At 47.3% G+C, this 23,719-nt stretch carries 16 protein-coding genes; 6 read left to right on the top strand and 10 right to left on the bottom strand.

Annotated elements, in window-relative coordinates:
* Positions 1-11: 11 nt before the first annotated feature.
* The 4 genes from LKI20_RS05215 to LKI20_RS05200 all read right to left on the bottom strand — a co-directional run bounded on the left by LKI20_RS05215 (position 12) and on the right by LKI20_RS05200 (position 3,937).
* Entirely contained in the window at positions 12-1,130 is a 1,119-nt protein-coding gene (locus LKI20_RS05215; RefSeq protein ID WP_291771159.1) for a PTS fructose transporter subunit IIC, read from the bottom strand.
* Between the two features lie 77 nt (positions 1,131-1,207).
* On the bottom strand, positions 1,208-1,519 hold the full coding sequence (locus LKI20_RS05210; protein WP_291771156.1) for a PTS fructose transporter subunit IIB: 312 nt from the start codon (positions 1,517-1,519) through the stop codon (positions 1,208-1,210).
* Between the two features lie 31 nt (positions 1,520-1,550).
* On the bottom strand, positions 1,551-2,450 hold the full coding sequence (locus tag LKI20_RS05205) for a PTS sugar transporter subunit IIA (RefSeq protein WP_291771154.1): 900 nt from the start codon (positions 2,448-2,450) through the stop codon (positions 1,551-1,553).
* Entirely contained in the window at positions 2,447-3,937 is a 1,491-nt protein-coding gene (locus LKI20_RS05200) for a BglG family transcription antiterminator (protein WP_291771152.1), read from the bottom strand. Before LKI20_RS05200 ends, LKI20_RS05205 begins: the two co-directional genes overlap by 4 nt.
* A gap of 338 nt (positions 3,938-4,275) precedes the next feature.
* Between LKI20_RS05200 and LKI20_RS05195 the strand changes: the two genes are divergently transcribed.
* From LKI20_RS05195 to rarD, 4 genes are all read left to right on the top strand, one after another.
* A complete protein-coding gene (locus tag LKI20_RS05195) occupies positions 4,276-5,172 on the top strand; it encodes an ABC transporter ATP-binding protein (RefSeq protein ID WP_291771149.1) in 897 nt (298 codons plus the stop codon).
* Positions 5,169-5,966, top strand: coding sequence for an ABC transporter permease subunit (locus LKI20_RS05190; RefSeq protein ID WP_291771147.1), 798 nt, complete (start codon positions 5,169-5,171; stop codon positions 5,964-5,966). The genes LKI20_RS05195 and LKI20_RS05190 overlap by 4 nt, the downstream gene beginning before the upstream one ends.
* 379 nt (positions 5,967-6,345) lie before the next feature.
* Positions 6,346-7,023, top strand: coding sequence for an SDR family oxidoreductase (locus tag LKI20_RS05185; RefSeq protein ID WP_291771144.1), 678 nt, complete (start codon positions 6,346-6,348; stop codon positions 7,021-7,023).
* 216 nt (positions 7,024-7,239) lie between these two features.
* On the top strand, positions 7,240-8,208 hold the full coding sequence (rarD, locus tag LKI20_RS05180) for an EamA family transporter RarD (protein WP_291771142.1): 969 nt from the start codon (positions 7,240-7,242) through the stop codon (positions 8,206-8,208).
* A gap of 196 nt (positions 8,209-8,404) precedes the next feature.
* Here the strand turns inward: rarD and LKI20_RS05175 are convergent, their stop codons facing one another.
* The 4 genes from LKI20_RS05175 to LKI20_RS05160 all read right to left on the bottom strand — a co-directional run bounded on the left by LKI20_RS05175 (position 8,405) and on the right by LKI20_RS05160 (position 17,796).
* A complete protein-coding gene (locus tag LKI20_RS05175) occupies positions 8,405-9,982 on the bottom strand; it encodes an ATP-binding cassette domain-containing protein (RefSeq protein ID WP_291771139.1) in 1,578 nt (525 codons plus the stop codon).
* 433 nt (positions 9,983-10,415) lie between these two features.
* Positions 10,416-11,564, bottom strand: a complete 1,149-nt coding sequence (locus tag LKI20_RS05170; protein WP_291773374.1) for a P-loop NTPase — start codon at positions 11,562-11,564, stop codon at positions 10,416-10,418.
* A gap of 234 nt (positions 11,565-11,798) precedes the next feature.
* Positions 11,799-14,471 (bottom strand): NAD-dependent DNA ligase LigA, encoded by a 2,673-nt coding sequence (ligA, locus tag LKI20_RS05165; RefSeq protein ID WP_291771136.1) that lies wholly within the window; start codon positions 14,469-14,471, stop codon positions 11,799-11,801.
* A complete protein-coding gene (locus LKI20_RS05160) occupies positions 14,464-17,796 on the bottom strand; it encodes a tetratricopeptide repeat protein (protein ID WP_434734942.1) in 3,333 nt (1,110 codons plus the stop codon). The genes ligA and LKI20_RS05160 overlap by 8 nt, the downstream gene beginning before the upstream one ends.
* A gap of 331 nt (positions 17,797-18,127) precedes the next feature.
* Between LKI20_RS05160 and LKI20_RS05155 the strand changes: the two genes are divergently transcribed.
* The gene (locus tag LKI20_RS05155) at positions 18,128-20,428 is read left to right on the top strand and encodes a hypothetical protein (protein WP_291771130.1); all 2,301 of its coding nucleotides are present in this window, start codon (positions 18,128-18,130) and stop codon (positions 20,426-20,428) included.
* A gap of 24 nt (positions 20,429-20,452) precedes the next feature.
* On the opposite strand, the gene LKI20_RS05150 is transcribed toward LKI20_RS05155, so the two are convergent.
* Positions 20,453-21,673 (bottom strand): pyridoxal phosphate-dependent aminotransferase, encoded by a 1,221-nt coding sequence (locus LKI20_RS05150; RefSeq protein WP_291773372.1) that lies wholly within the window; start codon positions 21,671-21,673, stop codon positions 20,453-20,455.
* A gap of 204 nt (positions 21,674-21,877) precedes the next feature.
* On the bottom strand, positions 21,878-22,639 hold the full coding sequence (gene ppgK / locus LKI20_RS05145; protein ID WP_291771127.1) for a polyphosphate--glucose phosphotransferase: 762 nt from the start codon (positions 22,637-22,639) through the stop codon (positions 21,878-21,880).
* Positions 22,640-22,804: 165 nt separating this feature from the next.
* On the opposite strand from ppgK, the gene LKI20_RS05140 reads away from it, so the two are divergent.
* The gene (locus tag LKI20_RS05140) at positions 22,805-23,587 is read left to right on the top strand and encodes a nitroreductase family protein (protein WP_291771124.1); all 783 of its coding nucleotides are present in this window, start codon (positions 22,805-22,807) and stop codon (positions 23,585-23,587) included.
* Positions 23,588-23,719: the final 132 nt, after the last annotated feature.

The following is a 23,719-nucleotide window of genomic DNA, read 5'->3' as shown; positions in this document are numbered from 1 at the left end:
ACCTTTCGTGATCACATAACTTGAACGTCATCTAAATCAAGTTCTTGTTCTTCAAGAGCCACCTTGCTCGTTGCACTCAGCTCATCTGCAGGTATATCTTTTTTAATCAGCGCATAAACGGTGCCTGTCACCAATATGTTGACTGCAATAGCTAATACACCAACCCACCAGTTTGAGCCCATAGTTGGTAGCATCAGGAATCCACCGAACGGGACTGTAGCGCCTTCTCCTCCTGTCAGTGACATCAGCAAAGCACCTTCGCACATACCGCCAAGACCAGCTGCAACGACACCGCGAACAAGATCGTTCATCACTATCGGGATGGAGCCTTCAACAATGTTGACCACGCCCATAGGCACTGCGGATTTCAAAGTCTCAACCTCATCATGGGTATAAATATTTTTGCGGATGAGTTTTGCAACCAGATATGCAAAACCGAAACCAATTGGTGTAGCGGTATTCGTCAGCTGCAGAGCGGTAACTGGTCCGTTAATCCCCTGTGCTTGCAATGTCAGAGCAAAAGCAAATACCGTTTTATTTATAGGGCCACCGAAATCAACAATGCTCAAGGTTCCTAATACGCCGCCGAAGATCAAATTGGAGGTGCCGTTCATGCTGGTTAATAAGGCTGTCAACCAATCAGTGAACCAAGAAACCGGCGTACCTATGATGTACACCATAATTAAGCCGCTGCCTATTGAGGCTAAGAATGGCACAATGAGCGTGGGCATCAGACCTTTCGCCCATTGAGGTACTTTGAAGTACTTCAATACTGCAAAAGCAAACCAGCCTGCGATATACCCGCCAACTATGCCGCCAATGAATCCAGCGCTGATCGATACTGCTGCAAGACCTGTGACGAAGCCAGGAGCAATACCTGGTTTACCAGCGATTGAGAAGGCAATACCGGTGGCAATTATCACAGGTAACATACCGAGTGCTTTGCCACCCAACGTTGCCAGTGCTTGGAAAAAGTCAAACTTGCCCATGACCAAGGCATCTTGACTTTTACCCCCAAAGGCCATACCAATGGCGATAATAAATCCTGCACCGCAAACTATAGGAATCATATACGAAATGGCGGTAAGAAGATGCCCCTTAAAATTAGCTTTTTTCCAAAATAATTTCATTATTGACGTCCTTGTCATAATTGATGTTGTTAATCATTACTACTCATGAAGAATTAATAGATATCGATTCCTCAGCACTACTGCTTCGCTATTTCATGGAGTTTCGCAATAAGTTTGTTTGGCGATTTAATGGCAGTTGCCGTAGAAACTTTGACGACTTTTTTCCCGTCAAAACGTTCTTCGCCTGCTATTTTCACATCGACAGCTAAAATCACGATGTCTGCGCCATTGATGTCTTGCTCAGTCAACTCATTTTCAATACCTATGGTGCCTTGAGTCTCGATTTTGACTTGATCATTCACCGCTTTTGCGGCATCTTCCAGTTTTTGCTGTGCCATATATGTATGTGCAATTCCCACAGTGCATGCACTAACTCCAACAATGTTCATAGTTTTGCTCCTTGTTTGTAGTATGAAGAATTCAATCGCTAAACGTGGCAATAACGTCATCGATAGTATTGGCCTTCAATAGACCTTCGATTACCTCATTCTTGCCCAGTTTTCGAGCGAATAACGATAGCATTTTCAAATGGTCCTGCGAACCTTGTCCCCCTGCACCTACTGTTAACAGCACCACCACTTTTGCTCCAGTATCGTCAAGGGATTCCCATTCAATTTCATGATTGAGAACTGCAATGGCAACCCCGTTGCGAGTGACTGTGTCGCTACGCCCGTGAGGAATCGCAACATGCTGACCAATACCTGTAGCCCCTTCGCGTTCGCGCTGGTTCACAGCTTGTACAAACTCATCAACCGAGGAAATATAACCTTGCTCATACAACCTTTGTGACAACGTTGCAATGACCTCGTCTTTTCTGTCAGCTTCGACGTTGGTCATAATAGTGTTCCTATCGAGAACAGCATTAAGAGATAGCGATTCCACTGTTGTTTTCTTTCTACTCGCGAATATTGTTCGTATTTCCCTCTGATCACCCAAGCTCAGTCGATTCATCACTTGATCATCAGCAATAGCGGTATAAAATTCTTTCAACTCACCTGCATCGCATGCAGATAGGTTTGGCGGAATCAGGGAAAAAATATATCGGTCCACATAGGCACCAGAACACCAATCTTGGAGGGGATGCCTCAGCTTCACCAAGAGCAAGACAGCATGCTTGACCGCTGCATGCTGGGCATGGGGAATAGCAATATTAGGCGCAACTAAGTCATTACCGAGATCCTCGCGCATAGCAAGTGCTTGGGTTACCTCATCAGCATCTGTAATCGCCTTTTCGTCAAGTAAGTACTGCGATACTTTTGACAGCAGAGCAGCCTTATCATGAAGCTGCCAGTTTGGTTCCCAAAGCAACATTCGTTTCATAAGACCACCTCTTTATGTCTAATACGGCTGGCTTCAAGTTCCATACGTTCACGGTCTTCAACAGTGAGCATTGCGCTGACTACTAAAGTTGGAACCTTGATATCGTGCGGTAAACGAATTGTGGATACAACTAAATGCACCTCTGGGTGCTTCGCTATTTCACTGTTGAGATTCCGTGCCGCAACGGTGGCGACGATATTAAATTCTGAAAATCGTTTAGTAATCTTCGCTTGTAAGAGCTGGGCAGTTCCTAAACCTGTTGTGCACACCAAGATAATATTGACTGGAGTTCTTACATTTTCCATTGCCTGAGCAAAATACACCGTGATAAAACCAACCTCTTCATCACCAATGGGATTGAGTTGATACTCATTGACCAGCTGCTGAGTCGCAGACTGAACACTCTGGAAGAGTAGAGGATATTCGAGTTTGATCTGCTGAAGTAAGTTATTAATCACCCTGATGTGGTTAGCAAGACGATTCAGCAGCGGCTTCATATGCTTCGATAGTGTCAGCAGCAAATCGTGTTTGTTGATGTCTTGATACTCAGGATGCTGAGCCACTGCGTCAATAAGAAATCGCGTCACTGACAACACACGCTCAGGGATTTCACTAGTGTCCAGTTGAGTACTGTTAATCCTTGACGAAGTCAAGTATTGATACAAATAGTATATTTCTGCTTCGGGCAGCGTGGTATTGAGATACTCATTAAGATTCTTAATAACCCGACCGCACACATCTGCAAGATCTTCGTGACGCTTCATCATATCGTTGTCACAGATGTCTTCGCCATCATCAATATGCACCTTGGCATTCCGGAAACGTTCGATAAGAATGTATAAATGAGTGTAAAGATTCACACTATATGGATAAGGAATTTCACTATGTATAAGTTCCTCCACAAGTTCCAATTGATGTGAAACAAAAGCTGCGTCACGCTTCTGCACATACACATCTGGCTGCATAGATTGGCTGCTGACAATCACATCGTCCGACACCAATAGATCAGCAATAGCTTTGCGTATATTGGTTTCACTACCCTCAATCCAGATATAGTCACTTGATCTGTATAGCTCGAGATGGAAGTTATCAGCCATGCGTCGAAGAGCTTTCAAATCAGCGGAAATCGCAGATTCACTAATGAAGTATTTTCCCCAGACCTCATGCAAACGATAACGTTGAGGCGCAGTAATCAGGAGGCGCTTGATGACTTCATCACGACGTTCAACCGAACTCAGTACAGCAACATTCGTGGTTGCTGACGACTCATCTTTACGATCAAAGTAATTCTGCCAATTCAATCGGTAGCCACGACCTCGGCGAGAATCAATAACAGATCCGTCAGCAGACTCGCGATTCACATCTTTAACAATTCGTGAAACGGTTTTGGTAGATACATTCAGAGCATCAGAAAGTTCTGAACCTGAAACAAAATCCCGTCTATTCATCAAATAATTAATGAGTGATTTTTTTGCATCTGACGCCATTGCCGTGCCTCCTTACACACTTTGATAGTAATGAGCATTTTGGCAACTTCGGTGGCTCGTCATACACAACCTCGTCCGTTGACAACGGACATCGACACCTTCACTACCAATGCATCGCAATGCCGCTATATATGGTGTTGCCCGAATAGGCAGCGCAGTAGTCACACAACGTAACTGGGGATATATGACGTACAACAGCATCAACAGCTCATCGTAGAATTTCAGACTGAAAACATCATGCTCAGTCAGGAATTTGCTCCAGCCATCCCGAGAGATGGTCACGTTGTAGCACTCCCAAAGCTCACCTAAGCATTAGCTCCAAGTTATATACTGTGTGTATGTCAGCGCAGACCATCACGGTTAACCATTTGACCCGCGATTATGGGCCAAACAAGGGTGTATTCGACTTGTCGTTCGATATCGCAGCAGGTGAAGCATTTGGCTTTCTGGGCCCTAACGGTTCAGGCAAGACGACCACAATTCGTCATTTGATGGGTTTTCTTAAACCCAATTCTGGCACTTGCACCATATTAGGCAGAGACTGCTGGAAAGAACGCGATACTATACAAGCTCGAGCTGCTTACATCCCAGGTGAAATCGCCCTTTTCAACGACATGACGGGAAACAGTTATTTAGACTTTATACAGCGTTACCGGCATATTCATGGGTCACGGCGCCGACGTGAATTAACGGAACTCTTTGAGCTCGACGCTTCAGGTCCAATTCGCCGCATGAGCAAAGGAACAAAGCAGAAGATTGCTATTGTCGCAGCATTGATGTCACGTCCAGAAGTCCTCATTCTTGATGAAGCTACTAGTGGACTTGACCCTTTAATGCGCAATCGCTTCATCTCACTAATCGATGAAGAGAAACGTGGCGGAGCGACCATACTGATGTCAAGTCATATGTTTGAAGAAGTCGAACGTACATGCGACAGAGTTGGCATCATAAACCAAGGCAGGTTGCTTGCCACCGATTCTATCGACGCTCTCAAGGCACAACAGACACGGCGTTATGTCTTAGCCTTTGCGGATGAGACTTCAACGCAGCGCTTCTTGCAAGAAGATTTTGTTTGCAAAGTTCTACATCCGCAACACATTGAAGTCACCATCAGCGGGAATCTATCAGAATTCCTAGTTGCCTTGAGTCGTTATCCCATCACGAACCTGTTTACACCGGCACAAAGTCTCGAAGAGGTATTTATGCACTACTACAGGGACGGGGATCAATCATGAATGCTGCATTGTATCGTCGCGGAATTGCACAAACATGGAAAGTGCTGGTTATCATCGCCGTTGTGCTCACTATGTACACCGTAATTATCATCGGGATGTACAACCCCACACAAACTGAACTGTTGAATCAATTCATTGCATCGATGCCTGATGTAATGAATTCGCTGGGTATGAAAGCTCAAAGTGCACATCTCATAGCCTTCATCATCTCGTATCTTTACGGCATGCTGTTGCTCATTTTCCCTATGGTATTCACCGTGATCAGCGCTAACACTTTAGTAAGCAAACATATTGACCAGGGCTCTATGGTGACTCTTCTTGCAGCACCGATTAAGAGGCGACAGGTCATGTTGACTCAGATTACGGTGCTAATCAGTGAAATAGCATTGCTAGTGCTCTATCTCACAGCGCTAGAAATTACTGTCTCACAAATTCAATTTCCAGGGCAACTTGAAATTGGTACACTGCTGGTGGTCAATCTTGGGTTGTTTGGACTTCAATCATGCATCGCTGGTATAAGCATTCTCTGCTCAGCTATAGCTCAGGATTCGAGTCACGCACTACTCTTCAGCGCTGGCGTACCCACACTGATGTATGTGGTGCAAATGATGGCAAACCTTGGAGGAAATCTCAAAATTGCCCGATATTTCACTATGTTCAGCCTCTACTCCCCTGATGACCTAGTATCAGGGCAGACATGGGCGGCAGTTGGAGTGGTGGTGTTGTTCACCGCAGCCATTGTTCTATTCGTAGGTGCTGTGCGCATATTCAATACACGAGACCTCAACATCTGACGAATCATTCCCCAAGAGTTCTGTGCATGCAGGCACGCCTTGATAATTTCACTTAGCATTGCTTCACATCGTGCTATTCTCCACCGTGCTGTTTCGCACTCAACAGTGCTGTTTCAACTAGTACTGCTCAATACTGCTACTCACATATTGCTACTCATCTCAGGCGCTATTTTCCTATGTGCTGAAAAGATCATATCTAGCATCTGTACCAGCTCGCTGATGCTAGCGTCGAATGAAAACAAAGGTTAGGGAATCGAAGGAAAGGTGAGCAGTTACGATTCAAGACACTTGAGAAAGGCCTACTATTCGACTTCTCACAGCGTACTTGCAACTTCATTTTCCAGCCTTGCTGCTGTAGCAACATCAGGAGGAGAATGACATGGCACACGTCACTATTATTGGGGGTCACGGGAAAGTCGCGTTGTTGGCGAGCCCACTGTTCAGAGCGGAAGGCGATTCACTCACCTCTATCATCCGTAACCCTGAGCAGATAACAGAAGTTGAGTTAGGCGGAGCAGACGCCGTGGTACTCGACATAGAACATGCGTCAACTGACGAGCTCGCCAAGGTGTTCTCTGGAAGCGACGCCATAGTGTGGTCTGCAGGTGCCGGCGGGGGTGACAGCTCAAGGACCTATGCTGTCGATCGCGATGCTGCAAAACGCAGTATCGATGCTGCGGCAATTACCGGCATCAAGCGCTTCATTACTGTCTCTTACTACGATGCCGACCACCCAGAAGTATTTGGACCAGAAAGTTCTATGTACGCGTATGCGCAGTCGAAAGCTGCAGCGGATCAGTATTTGCGAAACTCCACATTAGATTGGACAATTCTCGGTCCAACCGCACTGACATTGGAAACGCCCAGCGGCCGCATCACTATAGATAAGGCGAGGAAAACTTCAACCATACCTTCGACTTCACGCGGCAACGTGGCGGCTGTAATCGTTGCTACGGTGCATGCTCCGAATACCATCGGTACTACGCTCAATTTCTATGACGGCGATACCGATATTCGTAGTGCACTACAGACAGTACAACCTCAGAAAGTCCTCTGATCACTGAATGTAGCAGTAGTTGCAAATCAGCACCAGCAACACTTTGAGAGCTTCTTAAAATCTGTTATCACAGTAGTGGTGAAGTGCAATTATCGTGGGTTTATGTACGTATAGATAGTATGGAAGCTATTATGCACCCGTGCTGGATCAAGGTGCACCCGTGCTGGACATCATCATGAGCTGGCAGAAAAGTGTTGCTCACATAATGTCAGTAGTATGTCGGCTATGCCTACGGCCACTCCTGTCACACAGACACCTCGCGGTCTCCTCGCGATAACCATATCCAGCGTAGCTTGGGGATTATTCCCCATCTATTGGGATGCTCTGCGCAGCGTCCCACCAAACACTGTGCTCGCATATCGAATCATTACCACGATGATAACGATGTTCGTACTGTTGGTACTACTACGAAAGCATCGTCACTTTATTGCTAGTTGTGCAAAGTTATGGAAAAACAAAAAACTCTTTCTACTGGCTGTTATCGCTGCACTACTGATCAGCGCGAATTGGCTGCTATATATCATTTTGGTGGGTGCAGGCAAGACTCTGGAAGCTTCAGCCTCATATTTTTTGATGCCAGTGATGAATATGCTCATTGCCATTCTTGTGCTACACGAACGCACCAATATATTCGGTTGGGTGTCCATTGCACTGGCAAGCATTGGAGTCAGCATATTTATCTTCGGCAGCGGTGGTGTACCCTGGCTGGGCTTAATTATGGCATTAACCTTCTGCGGCTATGGTCTACTAAAACGAGTAGTGCCTCTGGACTCGCTACAATCCATAACCTTCGAAACAGCAGTAGTCACTCCTCTAGCTTTTCTGTGGTTGATATGGCAACCAGGATTCGGGATTGTACATCAGCAGAGCACGATAATCGCGCTACTGATGGGTGCAGGAGTCGTTACTGCCGTACCGCTTATCACCTTTGCCTACGGAGTGCAGCACTCTCAGTATCTCACCGTTGGGTTTGTGCAGTATATCAACCCAACTCTGCAGTTTCTTTCTGCAATTTTCTTTCTCCACGAAGCCATTAACCACACAGTACTTTTGGCATTCTGCGTGATCTGGCTGTCACTGGCCGTGTACTCCTTCGCCTTGGTTGCCCTGCACCGGAAAACTGCGATACTGCACTCCGCTACAGCGTCGCAGACACAGCCACAGGCACCAACCGCACCTGTTTAGACACCAGCGGCGGCTGATTCAGTCTGAATTGCTGCCACATCAGCCTCTTTTCCGTTTGTGTAGGGATTTATTGCGAGTCAGCGACTATCAAAAAATCATAATGGCGGAATTCCAACGATTTCAACCAGCAAAATCGCCCGAATAGTAATAAATCCCTACACAACTGACATAGCAGTGGAATTTGCGGTGAAAGACCTCAACAAACGCCCAAGATTGCTCCACTAGTACTCCAATCGAGGACCCACCGAGTGCTAGCAACGAGATCTAAGAAGTATGAGTCATGCGAAATTACCATAACCGCACCAGGGAATGCCGCCAGAGTCTTGCCCAGTGCCTGCTTCGAATGCAAATCTAGATGATTCGTGGGTTCATCCATAATAATTAACTCAGGATGTTCTCTAGCGCCTAGACACAATAAAAGCTTACGCAACTCGCCTGGTGAAGGCGACTCACCGGTAAGCAGCTTGTCAGGGTCAGCATTGAGTTGAGCCATGGCACTCAACACAGCAGCACGATCCTGGGATGACATATCTCGCAGCCTTTGCATCGCCCATGCGGCTTGGCGCTGACCAGTGATTTGGTCGATAGCAAGTACTGAAACACCATCTTGTTGTGCGTTAATACATTCAAGCACAGCACGGTATAACGTACTTTTCCCAGTGCCGTTTGGCCCCGAAATACCGATGTGATCATGCGGCCCCACGCTTAGCGTCGGAACAATCACACCACGTCTTGGTGCATCACGAGGAGCATTCGCATCTGACGAAGCATACGGTAATAAACCTTCTTCGATTCTGATCAATTCCTTACGGTGACTGACCTGAGCATCTAACCACATATCACCGTCGTAACGTTTACTCGCTGTTGTTATGCCGTCAACCCGATGGTGTGCAGCTTGCACTTGATGATCAATACGTGCACTAGCAGCACCGGCACGGGCATCTTTACCTGTTACAATGGCAAAACGTCGTTTAGCACGGGCATCGTGGTCTTTTCTATCGATCTTGTCTCCGCGCCTTTTTGCCGCAGATTGAGCTGCCTCATATACTCGATGAGCTTTAGCCGAGTCAATTCTGTTTGCAGTACGTTTGGCTTCTTTTAGCTCTTGAGAGGCACTGTCTGCCTCAAGTTGCGCTTGAGATGCGGCTTGCGTGTAATTGCCTTTCCTCATGGTCAGTACAGTCAGATTGTGTCCATTGCTGTGCTTTCGTTCCATGAAGAGACACTGTTGCACTGTGGCATTAATCAAATTGACATCATGCGAAATTACGATTCCTATACCCTGAAAATGTTGCATCACCGTTGCGATTGCTTGTGCAGTCACTTCATCCACATGGTTGCTTGGTTCGTCAAAAATAAGCACATCAGGATCTAATGCTAATGCGCAAGCCAACTGAACACGCTTCTGCTCACCACCTGAGAGAGATTCGAAACGCCATAACCACGATTCTTCAAGATTCAAATCATCTCTGATACTGATTGCTAAGGCTGACCAGTCTGAGGCAAAGTCCTCTATATTCTTCGGCCGAATCGTATTATCTTGTGGGCAATATCCAAATATCACATTCTTTGGCGAGGGCGTGATAGTCCCATGTGCTGCGGGAATGTCGCCCATAATCACACGTATGAGCGTGGTTTTGCCTATGCCATTATCTCCGAGAACGGCCGTCCAACCTTGTGAGAAAGTCACATTGGCGCTATCGAACAGTGTGTTCGATGTACCTATTTGAGTAACAGTGATGTCATTGAGCGTTAATACCGTGCGTTGAAACATTATTCCTCGATTCACATATCAAGATGAAGGTTGATAGATGTGTGATGACGAGAACGGAATGCCTCAATGCTAACGAACATGTGGGAATTATTAGCGAGCTAAGGGTCTGATGATATAGCTGCTTACTGGTAAGTCATTAAGTAATCAATTTCCACAGACATTGCAGTATTGAGGCATACTTCAAGCAACTTTGGCTATATGCCGCCTCGTCTGTTATCGGGAAATCGTCAGAAGAACTCCTTGTTTGCAGTTCCCTTGGCATTTGGGGGAACCTCACGTGTTACTGATGCGAGTGTAGCAAGACCTCCGCCGTTTGTGTAGGGATTTTCTATTATTCATGGCAAGTCGTTGCACGAAAACGTTGAAATATCAACACATTCGACAGTACTCATTCAGCGTTTCTTTCCAAATCCCTACACAATCGTAAATGACCCTATGACATCAGGGATAAAGCGAGTTTTTTGAAGGATTGAGCCAAGGCTGAATTATCGAGTGCCCCATCTTTGTTGAGCACTGCTGGACGTCCCGACTCCGCAGTTGTACGCATATCGGTTTCCAAGGGCAATTGTGACAATAACGGCACTGGATATTGCAGAGCATGCGTCAATCGCTCGGATACCCGTTCGCCCCCACCCTCACCAAAGATATGTAGATGCTCACCTTGATGATCGAACCAACTCATATTCTCGACAACGCCGCGAACCTTCATAGGTACTTGCAAAGCAACTAGACCAGAACGTACTGCAACCTCTGAAGCAGAAGGTTGAGGAGTTGTCACAATCACCAGCTCAGCATTAGGCAGGGTCTGCGCAACCGAAATAGCCATATCTCCCGTGCCTGGAGCAAGGTCAAGAAGAAGTACATCAGGCTCACCCCACCACACATCGGAAAGAAACTGCTCGAGTGAACGCTGCAAACGTGGACCTCTCCACAGAATCGCACGGTCTGCACCCGTGAACATTCCAATGGACATAAGCTTTACTCCCCACGCAGTCACTGGCATCAGCATGCCGTTGAGATTCGTAGGTTGAGTGTGCACACCAAAAATTGAAGGCAGTGAAAATCCATAAATATCAGCATCGATTGCTGCAGTGTCATACCCAAGCGAAGCAAAGGTAGCTGCCAAATTCGCAGTTATCGAGGATTTTCCTACGCCACCTTTACCAGAGGCAATAGCAAAAATCCTAGTTTTCACATCTTTTTTCGTGAATGGGTTGCTTCTTCTGGCCTCTTTAAGCCCCTCCACCAAGTGCGAGAGTTTCTCTTTACTCATCGATGACACTTCAATATGTGGAGTTAAATCAGCTGAAGGATATGAAGAAATGGCGCCCTTAATTTGATTAGTAATAGTCTCGGAGAGCGGGCACCCTTTCACGGTTAGCTCGACTTGAACCACAACATCGTATGCGGCAATACCGTTCTCGACAGACGGCACTCTCGGCACTGCTTCTATAGAAACAATCATGCCCATATCTGTAATTGACCGGCCAAGTTCAGGATCGATAACTTTGCTCAATCGCTGATAGAGATGTTGCTCGATGCTTTGCGAAGCAGACTCTTCGTTGGTGTGCATCATGGTCATACTCATGTTTGACTCATCTCCTCATTCAACCTTGCTCAACTACCCTAATGCTGCTGCTCATACAATATTGTGCAGAGCCGGTGAAAACTCCCCTGCGCAGTCTTGCCTCATGCATCTTGCACGAGACGAGACGAGACAGTGCAGCATGCACACCTACATACGACACGTCAACAATGTGGATCGAGATATCACAAACATGCATACTCCTCAGAGCCACCGCCTGAAACGACTACACTAGGCATCTTTTGGTGAACCATGTTGCAACAAATGCTCGAACTCAGCCTCATCCAACATTGGTATACCTAGACTTTCAGCTTTTACTGCCTTTGAACCTGCGTTCTCGCCCACCACCACATAGGTGGTTTTCTTACTCACCGACCCAGAGGCTTTGCCACCACGTTCAATAATCGCCTCTTTTGCTGAATCCCGCGAAAAATTCTCAAGACTGCCTGTAACAACTACGGTCATACCGCTAAGGGTTTGCGTAACAGTATGCTCTTCAACGTTCATGCCCACACCTGCACGTTTCCAAGCTTCCAATATGTTGCCACGCCAGTCACCTGAGCTTTGGGCTGCAGCAAACCAATGCACAATCGATTCAGCAATCTCCATGCCCACACCATCAAGTTCTGAAAGCTCCTCAACGCTGGCCTGCCCTAAGGCATCTAAGGAACGGAAACGCGAAGCAATCATATGAGCTGATGTTGGCCCAAGATGACGAATCGACAAGGCTACTAGTACACGCCACAAATCGGCATGTCTCGCATTATCTATTTCTTCGAGCATACGCAGCGTATTTTTTGAAGGCTTCCTAGTGGCGCCTTCCTCATAATCCACGTCGGCAACTGCCTCACCAGTCATGCCGCCTTGATCATCATGAGTATCGAGGTCGCTTGCATATTCCGTGTCGCTAAGGTTATCAACGTCGCCGATGCTTGAAGTCTGATTGGTGAACGCATAACGCTGATACCACAGTCCACTACTGCCGACTTTGCGACGTTGGCGACGGACTTTACCTTGAATGACTTCCTCGGTCACCTCAATAATCGGAGCTTCCCGCCAAACACGTACATCTTGCAGCTGCTCGACAGTCAAATCAAAGAGTCCTGCCTCGCTAGACAGCACAGCTTGTTGCGCCACAGGCAATTGCAAATTTGCTGGCACTTCGTAAGGTTCCGGTTCTTCCCCAGGTCCGACAATAAGTTCACGGATTTCCGGAGCAAACACATCCACACTTTGGGGGCGATTATCTTCGGGGTTGGTTAGCGCAATTGCACTCTGCTCCCCTAGATGCTCAATATCTAAGGCTTTACGCGATGCAATATGGATTACCCGTTCAGTAAGTTGAGCTGGACAGGACTCCACGTTAGGGCAACGAATGTCAATATCGCCTTCTTTTGCAGGAGCTAACAATGCGCCACAGCTCGGGCAATGAGTTGGCATCACAAACTCATGCAACTGTTGTTCACGGCCTTTGCGTCGTTCAACCACAGGACCCACAAGCTCTGGAATTACATCTCCAGCTTTACGCACCACCACTGTGTCACCGATCAGAACACCTTTGCGCTTCACTTCGGAAGGGTTATGGAGAGTCGTTCTAGAGACCGTGGAACCAGCTACATACACCGGTTTAAGCATGGCGACAGGCGTAACACGACCCGTTCGACCAACTTGCACGGTAATGTCAAGCAACTCTGTGTTAACTTCCTCGGGTGGATATTTATAGGCAATCGCCCATCGAGGTGCTCGTGCAGTTGAACCAAGACGACGCTGTAAAGCCAAATCATCAATTTTTACGACGATACCATCTAGAGCGTGCTCAATATCTGCGCGATGCTCACCGTAATATTCAATCATCGTGAGAATATCGGCAAAAGATCCTACTTCGCGATTATGCGGTGATACCGGAACACCCCAACGCTGGTACAACTCGTAGGCCTGAGATTGATCCTTGACTTCATCATGACCAGCGTGGGAACTTTCACTACCCCAACGAAGCGTGCCAATGCCATGTGCATAAAAACTTAAGTGCCGAGATGCTGTGATTTGGGGATCTTTTTGACGTAATGAACCTGCCGCGGCGTTTCGAGGGTTAGCAAAGGGTGGTTTACCCGACTGAGCCTGCTGCTCATTTAATGCAGTAAAATCCTCGAAGCGCATAAACACTTCACCACGTACCTCGACCATCTCAGGAATGTCGTTCTTAGGGCCACCCAAGCGTCTGGGAATTGTGCCAATGGTTCGAACGTTGAGAGTAATATCCTCGCCCGTAACACCATCACCGCGAGTAAGTCCTTGGTCAAGCACGCCATCTCGATAGATCAGATTTAGTGCCAGACCATCAATCTTCACTTCGCAAGTCATCGGCAAAGACTGGCTCTCAGACCAATCTAAATCACGTCGAACTCCGTTATACCAATCTCGAAGTTCTTCGATGCTAAACACGTCATCAAGACTCATCATCCGAGAGGGGTGGCGTACAGACGTGAAATCATTGGAAAAAGTACCACCAACACGATGTGTAGGTGACTGAGGGCTATCAAGAGAGGGAAACAGCCGTTCGAGCTCCTGCAGGCACAACATACGTGCGTCGTATGCAGCATCTGAGGACGTTGGAGCATCATCAAGGTAATAAGCAATTTGGTCGGATTCAACCCAAGCAACCAACTTGGTCCACAGCCTTCTGGCTTCAGTACTCGATAGCGTACCCACATCGACTTGTTGTAACGCTAAAGCATCAGCGTCGGTCGGCTGCATGTTGTCAATCCACTCACGACTGCCTGCCACGTTTACAGCACTGTCTGACGAGTTATCAGAAGAACTTTCGGTAGATTGATATCCTTGATCTGGCATATCTGACATATCTGGCGTACTGGCGATAGATTTCGGATCTAATTGCTCAGGCATTCAATGTCCTCAAGAATTGGGCTTGCACCACATCAATACCGCCGTTTTCGTCGTCATTCATCCTCGCTGAAGCAACCGAAAGTGTGCGGGCAGGAACAAACATACCGTGATCAACACAAACCCGTGCTGCATCACGCACGATTGAGGCAACTTCTGTGCGGGGCCACACTGGAAGGTCATAATGATGTAGCACTTGTTGAGCCTCCTCTACGGTCTGAGGAACTGCTACACACTGAGATTGAGCACGAGCATGAATCTCTTGCAGCTCAGCTTGAAGAGCAGGTATCTGGCCAGGGCTGATATGTTCACTCATCACGTATGCAGCCGTAGCAATGTCAAATTCATCCCGCATCCACGAAGCATAAGCCAAACGATAGTATGCAAATGATGCATCGTCTCTATCCAAAGCAACTCGCAAGGCATTCAGGGTTGCAGCACGAGCAGAATCCCAGTCCTCATTACGCGCTAGTTGCACGGCTAATTTCAAGTGCGACAGCGGATATGCCGGAGCATACGAGACCATAGTATTCAAATGAGGCAATGATTCTTCAGCACCACTGAGTTGCGCGAGCACATCCGCAAGCTCCATATGCGCGTAAAAGAGATTGTCTGGGATCAGTACCGTTGATTCGCCAGGAGTTGCAAACAAACGGTTATAGACCACACGTTCTGCATATGAATTGAAATATCGAGGTATGCCATCGCCAACAGCAAAGTGGGCATCCATTTGTTGAACGGCTGCTTGGGCTGTCTGAAGTGCTTGCTCAGTTTGACCAGAAAACAGTAAATCTCTGGCTTTCACCCGTTCTTTGTCGAGATCATTAGCAAAAGTGAAATCAACATCAGGGGTGTCCGTTCCATCAATCAAAGCACTAGTAACCTCGGAAGCCAAGGCAAGCAGTTCTGGATCGTTAACCTCGGTAATAATCCCCATAGCCTCTTGCGCCTTTTGCACCGATGGCATCTGCTCATTCTTTGCCAACTGGTGGAAATCGTTCACCGATCTCTGCAACACATCCATGCGCTGAATAGACAGACCATTCGCATTTCTGGCTCCAAGGACTTTCGCAACTTCACCTCCAAGCTGCATATCAGTCAGTTCAGGTTCTTCTTGAGAAGCGTGAGGAGCGAATATGTCATCTCTAAGATCAAAATCAGCATTAACAGGTTTGAGACCACCTTTGCCATCCACATTCATTACTGCCTCAAATGAGCGGAAAAACTCTTTAGGATGATTAAGACCCTCTTCACCCAATGCTTTCAGGAAGCTCTTGCGTTCAAACGTCACCGTAGCCATATTGCGTACAGTCGGGTTGCGGTGCAGAGCGCTGAGTGGGTCTTCCTGAGCGTCGTCATTATCTAATATGGCTGAGCTTGGCATATCGCCGACACCCATATCATTCAAACCCATAGCGTCTGACCCAGCACCTCGAGCTTGTGAATCCTCGGTATCGTTATCTTGCTCGGAAGCGTCAGTGTGCCCATTGCCGTGTGCACCACTGTCTGATGATGATGGACCATCATGACGCACATCATCTTTACCGACGTTATCAGCATCATCATCAGGTGCCATGAAAGTCATTTCATCGAAGTCAACATCTCGCATCAAGCTTTGGAAGGTGCTATTCAACGAATCATCATGGTCGTGATTATCCGAAGCAGGTGATGAAGCGTGTGCGGGATCACCGTGTACGTCACCGTCTTTCGGATCAGCCTTGGACCCTCCAGGCGCTAGATGCCCTGTGCGGATACGCTCAAATGCAGCCAAAGCCTGGCTCATCAGCTGCGTTATTGCGGAATCCTGCTCCGCAACGGCCTCTTCTAATCCGATGGAATCAATATGCAGCGACACTCGTTGAACATTGCTATCAGCACCGAAGGCCAACGCTGCCATCATGATGCCAACACGAAGGTTGTAGTCAGCACTCATAGTGGCTTTTTGCACATCATCCAGCTCGACCCATGCTCGCTGATTTTCGTCATAACGACTATTGGGCATCATGGTTACACCTGCGGTAGTGAAGGCAAGAGCCACGTCTCCACCTTCAAGATTTGAACGCATTTCTACGTCGAATCGGTATGGTAAACGCAACCTTCTCAGAAGCAAAGACATCGTCTGCCGATACACCCACTCCGACGAACCCGCATCCGTTATATCCTCAGATTTGTCTGCAGCAAACTTTGTATCAGTTGGGTCAGGAAATTGTTCGTAAGTCTGAGCAGCAGCTTCCTGAGCCAATTCAACCAACATGAATGCGGCATATTTGCCGTCATCATGAACAGGATCGAAATTCTTGGGAAGTTGTTCGTCCAATGGCATTGCGGACAAAGCAGGGTTATTAAGCAGAGCAAAATCTATCTGCGATGCTTCAGCACGCGTGACTGTGTCCTCTGTGGGAAACACACCAAGACGAGAATTCCGCTCAAGCCAAGCACCTGTGGCTGCAAAACGGTTGAGATTACCCTCTATCTTCAAAGAACGTAAAGCAGCTGAGAATTCCAGCCCGGAGTCCCAAGAAAAGAAATAACTTCCGGAAAATGATGAGGTATATAGATGCAAGGGTTCAGCACCGTGGATTGACTCAAGACCCGGAGCTGGGTCAAGAGCTCCAGCCTCTCTCATAATGTCAGCGAAATGATCTTCTAAACCAGAAGCTCTCAATCCTTGAGCACGCGCATGTACCGTGTCTTGGACACTGCGTCGAATTGCGCCAATAGGGGCTTCTCTATTAAGACGACGAAATATATTACCGGACCCAAACCCAACTAGAAATCCCCGTATCTGTGGAAGCATATAACTGGCGAAGAAACTAATAGCCATAGCATCGCGGTACTCCAAATCCGTGCGCATGTCTGATGGCAGCGGCGTCCTCATCTGCTCAAGGGTGTAGCGATTGTCGTATTTCAACCATGAAGCCAACCAAGTTAGTCTGCCATGAGAATCACGGCCAACTACTCCACCTTGAATAGCATCAACTATCTCAGGTGAGTCATCCTCTACACCAAATCTTTGGCCGTAGGGGATGTTCACCTCGGTTTCCTTGCTCAACATGAATCTCGGCTGCATATCATGGGTATCCATGCCGATCTGAGTTCCGACAAAAATTCTGCCACGGTCATCTGCCACAGCCACTTGCGCAAAATGATCGCTATCTGGAAATACACCTAAAGCAAAGCCGGTACCTTTGAACTCTGGAAGCTGTGCCCAGCCGATGGATAATTCACCTGGTACTCCTGGAAAATCCTTGAAAATCCTTCGCTTTACCAGAGGACCAAGATGCTGAGAATTCTTTTGCAACTCTTGCAACACCATGTTCGAATCCATGTCGTCTACATCGCGATGTTCAGGATTCTGCCCTGTTTTCTGCGATAACGCCTGCTCAGAAATAGTCCTCAAGGTTGTTTCAAAGGCGTCACGGGTTTGGCCCAAGCGGTCAATCATGCCGTCCAGACCCAATGTGCGACGAATTCTGGAAGCCAGTCGCCTGCTGCGCTTATTGATATTAAATGGGATTCTTCGGCTGCGTGACATAGGGGTATTCTCCCAATTCAACCCGACATCTTGCCCTAAGAATAAGGCGTGAACACACGCTCATGATCTTGTGCATACACATACACACGTATATATAGCAAGGTGACTGTATAGAATAAGGTTCGTGATTGCTCCCCACCCTGCCAAAGCATGCCAACGCCATCGCTTGAGATACATTCTGGCTGTTTTGGCGGTATTGCTATGCGAATTACTCGTGTTTAACATGCCTCATCTGCTGTCCATGCGTTACCTCGACAATCACCCATCATCACAAGTATCAACCGTCATCGGCTCTGGACTAAGTAAAGATGAGCATGGACTGTTGACCGTAACGGAACCCACAAAAGCATATATTGAATTGCAGCATGTCAACACCAAAGTTGGCTACGTCAAGGTGAATTTCACCAAGCAGATTTCCCATTCCCAGAACTCTGAGAGTCAAGAAGTCACCACCAGTGTTCGAGTAAGACTTGATACTCTCAGCACTCAAGACGATAACCAAACATCATGGCACGCCAGCAGAGTTACCACTGTTCGCAACACTGTGCTCACCAGCAACTATCTTCGCAGCACCGAATCAACAACATCTGCAGACAAGTTGCGCTTATGGATTCAAGAACCCACTGGAACTACCATTACTATTTCAGGATTCAACGTCAATCCTCGAATTCCATGGCATGTTGATGTGATGCGAATAGCAATACTCGTTCTCATAGCATTAATCGTCATAGCCTTCTTACCACACTCATGGTTGTGGCGCACAAAATTTGACATAGCACAGCGCAAGCAACAGCTGCTCTTATGTGGCTTACTGGCTCCACTGGCGATACTCACCGCATACATCACCGTTCACGTCATCGTATGGCCGGGGCAACAGATATTCCACAACCCCAACGGGTACACCTATGATTTCAATCAATATGGCTACGTTGCTGATGCCCTATTGCATGGCAGACCGTGGCTCAATCTCAAAGTGCCCGACCAACTTCTGCTCAGTAGAAACCCACTCAACGTCGAGACCAGGCAACAACTCCTAGATCAAGGAACACAGCCTATCTACTGGGATTACGTGTTGTTTGAGGGACGTTGGTACTCATATTTCGGAGTGCTACCAGCTGTGGTGCTGTTCCTTCCCTACCAAGCCATAACATCTCTATGGGTACCTGGCGGGCTGATGCTACCTTCAGAGGCTGCGAGCGCTCTACTACTGTTCATCGCATGTGTGATGATGATTCTGTTGTGTGCACGCATCATCCACCGACACTTTAGTTCTATCCCAGTTGCTGTAATGGTTTTAAGCTCTCTAATCTGCATTACCGCTTCCAATATGGTGTATCTATGGCATAAAGGCAATTTCTACACGGTACCCTTCGCTGCCTCATTGGCCTTAAGCGCACTTGGTCTTTGGCTATGGCTCGGTGCACGAAGGGTCAACACGTCAACAGGGACACGATTATGGCGATATTCTGACATCCAAGGTACTTTGCGCGGTAACATCGTCACCACCTTGTCGCTTCGGCGCATGGCACTCGGTTCACTCTGTCTAGGCGCTAATATTGCTTGCCGACCGCCTTTCGTATTGCTGTGTTTGTTGGCAATTCCCATCTTCTGGGACGAGTTTGTATCGTTACTACCACGACACAGCAGACATCGTTACGCTGGCATCGTTGAAGCTCCAAATCACTTCGTCTCAATGCTCAAATTTGCTATCAGTGCAGTGCTTCCCGCCACGCTGGCTGTATTAGGTGCTTTAGCATATAACTATTGGCGCTTTGCTTCCTTCTTAAACTTCGGCAATCTGAATCAGGTAACTGTTGTCAATTTGCAGGAGTACCAAACTCCCCTTGACAATATTCCATATGTTCTTGGTTATTATTTCGTACAACCATTGAGTTTGAGTGCTCAATTTCCATGGGTGAACTACGCTCCTGCTCCACTGCCTAGATGGCAATATACCGAAAGTGGCATTGGAGGTCTGCTGATACTCTGCCCTGCATTGATACTCGTGGTATTACTTCCTGGGCTTCGACGATTGTTGCGTTCACGCAGAATCTATTCACTAGCCTGGTCTCTGCCTATATTGGGCTTCATTATTGCTACATTCGACACGATTGTTGGGGGTTTTGTTTGGCGATACATGGCAGATTTCGGTTTGCTCTTCGCTTTGGGAGCGATGATTGTACTGTGTGCTATCGCTGAGAGAAGGGGGTTACCAGACTTTAAGGCTCCTCATATGTCAGCAGCCACGCAACTTGACGCTCATAACAACCTAGCCAACAGCACGAGAGGAATCATTCTCGGGATGATCACAGCCCTTGTTCTCTTGGGCGTGCTGATTAGTCTGCTTGCAGGCGTAGCAATTGACATGCGCGCTAATCCTGACGCATATGCCAATATGCAAAGCTGGTTTTCATTGCTCCAGTGAGGAAGCACCTGCTGCTGATTAGCTCTACGCTTCAATGGATAGCTGTGAATGGACTTCACTCAGCACATCACGTACGTTGCTTGCAAATTCTGCATGTTCTGGCAATAATGACAGTGCCAAGAATCCGTTGGAAGCCATATCAAAAAAATATCCTGGTTGTGCCGTGAGTTTATGGTGTTTGATGAGTGCGAGTACTAGGTCATCTTCATCAATAACTGCTGGAACGCGCAGTAGCACATTCCAACCTCCCTCAGCTCGTAGGACATCAACCAGCCCAAAGTGATCCTCGGCTAACAGCTGTCTCAGCAAAGCATAGTTATCAACGATTCGCTGACGTACCAAAGCAAGTTGTGAGTCGATAAGAGCAAGCATCTGCGACATATGGCATGTGATAAGCGCGCTCATGGGTAGATAGTCATCAGCGATAGCATCCAATCGTATTTGTGCTTCTCGAACATCAGACTCGGGCCCTGAAAGTTGTATCCACCCAACTTTGGCGTGAGGAGCCGCAAGCATCTTGGAAAAACCATCCAGAGCAAAGGTCAGGACTTGCCGCTCTCCTGCAAATCTTCTTCTTGGAGATGCTTGCTCTCGATCTGTAAGCGCATAGTCAAAAAACACTTCATCGGCAATAATCGCTACACCATGCTGCTTGCAAAGTTCCACCACTGCTTTACGCTCTTCTTCGCGGACGTAAGATGCTGTGGGGTTGTTGGGATTAATCAGCACCAAAGCCTTGATGTGCCCTCCGACATCGTTGACCATCATTTCGCGAATTGCTGCTATATCGATGGTCCACGAACCGTCATAATGCAGTGGGTAACTGATGGCGTTAACACATTCCAATCGAGCAATCGATTCGATGAGTGGATAGCCAGGTTTCGGTATCAGAACAACATCTTCTGCATCGCATAACAACTTGATAAGCCAAGAGTATGCTTGCGATGTCGAGCTGAGTAAATAGATATCTTCTGGATCAACATTGCCCTGACTCTCTGTGCAGTTAGAGCTGTCACAGTATTGATAATTGCGGCGGCTGAGCATTTTTGACAGCATTATCCGAGAGTCTTGTGGTCCCTTCGGATCAGCATCATAAACTTGTGCAATAAGCTCAGGCCCCAATCCGTGTTTCGTCGGGTTGGAATCGTTGAGCTTGCATAAGGCATGCCCAGTACTTCGCGCTTGGGCCTCTGCGAGTGCTATGGGATTAGGATCATTGGGCACTGTTCTTGAAGAAAACCGTATAGCTGTGTTCACTGTATTAAAAGTACGCTACGGCCTCGGCACACGATCAGCAGCAACAACAAAGGCACTCTGTGGTAACGCGAAAACTCTTGAATTGCGCTACACACAAAGTGCCTGCTCTACGTATATTTGCCAGGTGTTCCTGTGAGGTATTGTTACTCTCCCCTAGTTACAACAATCAGCCGTAGAGATAAGTTTGAGAGATCAGTCCTGGTGAATGCTGGCGAAGTAAGCTGCACCAACAATGCCGGCTTGATTACGCAATTTAGCAGGGACAATTGGTGTTTTAATATCGATCAGCGGCAGGAATTTCTCGCTCATACGGCTAACACCTCCGCCGACAACAAACAGGTCAGGATTGAGATACGTTTCTAGAAGGCTGTAATACTTCGTCAGACGACCAGCCCACTTCTTGTAGCCAAGATTCTTCTGTTCACGAACTGAAGCCGCGGCATACTTCTCGGCATCCTGATCTTTCAAAGTCAAGTGACCTAACTCGCTGTTAGGAACCAATACACCGTCATAAATAATGGCAGTACCGATACCAGTACCAAGCGTGGTAGCAATGACCAAACCCTTCTCACCTTTGGCTGCACCAAACTGAACTTCTGCAAGACCAGCAGCATCGGCGTCATTTACTACGTTGACAGGACGGCCACATGCTTCGCTGAATACTTCCTGAACATCTACACCGAGCCAAGACTTGTCAAGGTTTGCCATGAAATCTAGAGTCTTGCCAGGCTTAATAGGGGCAGGAAAAGCAATACCAACAGGCACATCTTCAGGAACTTCAAAATGCTCAAGCATTTGCTTAGTAATCGCACCAACAGCTTCGGGAGTTGACTCCTCAGGAGTTAAAATCTTCCATCGCGGTTCTGCAAAGTCACCGATAGTCAAATCGACAGGAGCACCTTTGATGCCTGAACCGCCAATATCAATGCCAAATGCCTGCGCTGTCTCAATCATCCTTGATCTCCTTGTTACTGGAAACTCTTAGTGCCCATATACACCCACCGAAATGAATAGCATCGGACTGGTATGCATGCATCATATCCCTACCACATCCCATATGCCACGCCATATGACTTGGCAAAAGTAGAAATTACTTGACGCAAGCATAATAATATAGTTATGGCAGAACATACACGTCTGATTGACGCAATTGACATACGAAAAACCACCAGAAATTACGATCCAGAATCACTTGCTGAAGACCATATCCGAAAAATTAATGCAACAATCTCAGCAGTCAATACGCTCTCTGGACTACATATTCAGCTTATTAACGACTGTCCCGAGGTATTCGCTGAAGCCAATACCTCGGGGCATTTCACCAATGCTAACAATGTCATCGCGATAGTCGGTCCGAGTCAGTCGGCAATAAGCCATGAACAAGCAGGCTTTTATGCACAACGTATTGTGCTTGCTGCCACACTGTTTGGACTCGGCACTGGATGGGTAGCAGGTAGCTGGGATCGTCAAGCTGCAGAGCAACGCTGCTCTATAAATCCGGACGAAGCCCTGTATTTGGGAATCACCATTGGATATCCAGCAGATCAAGCTCGTATGCTCTCTTCAAGCTTCACAGAACTACGTGAAGAACAGCTAAACCATCGTTCATCAATCACGCTCGCGGAAGCAACTTCTGAGATGGACGATCATGAGCGTAATGCTGCTCCGAGCTGGTTTCTCGATGGTGTTAGAGCAGCATTGAAAGCACCTTCAGCGATGAATCGTCAAACCACACGCTTCCGCTACGAAGCCTCATCGAAGAGCGTCACGGCATATATCACTCCAGGAGCTTCAAGCCATTTTTTGCTCAATGATTTAGGTATAGCGAAGCTTCATTTTCAGATAGGTGCAGGTGGTGGCACCTGGCAGTGGGGAGATAAGGCTGCTTTTACTCGTCCGTAACAGCGTCGTACCGGTACCGAATGTTTGTGTAGGGATTTTCTTAATACTGGGCAGTATCGTGATTTGAGATCATTGAAATTGCAACGATTCTGATTAGACGCTTGCCTTGGTACAAGGAAAATCCCTACACAA

The organism is Bifidobacterium sp., from assembly GCF_022647885.1.
Lineage (GTDB): Bacteria > Actinomycetota > Actinomycetes > Actinomycetales > Bifidobacteriaceae > Bombiscardovia.
The sequence above is the reverse complement of the archived record's forward strand: the minus strand, read 5'-3'. Positions and strand labels throughout refer to the sequence as shown.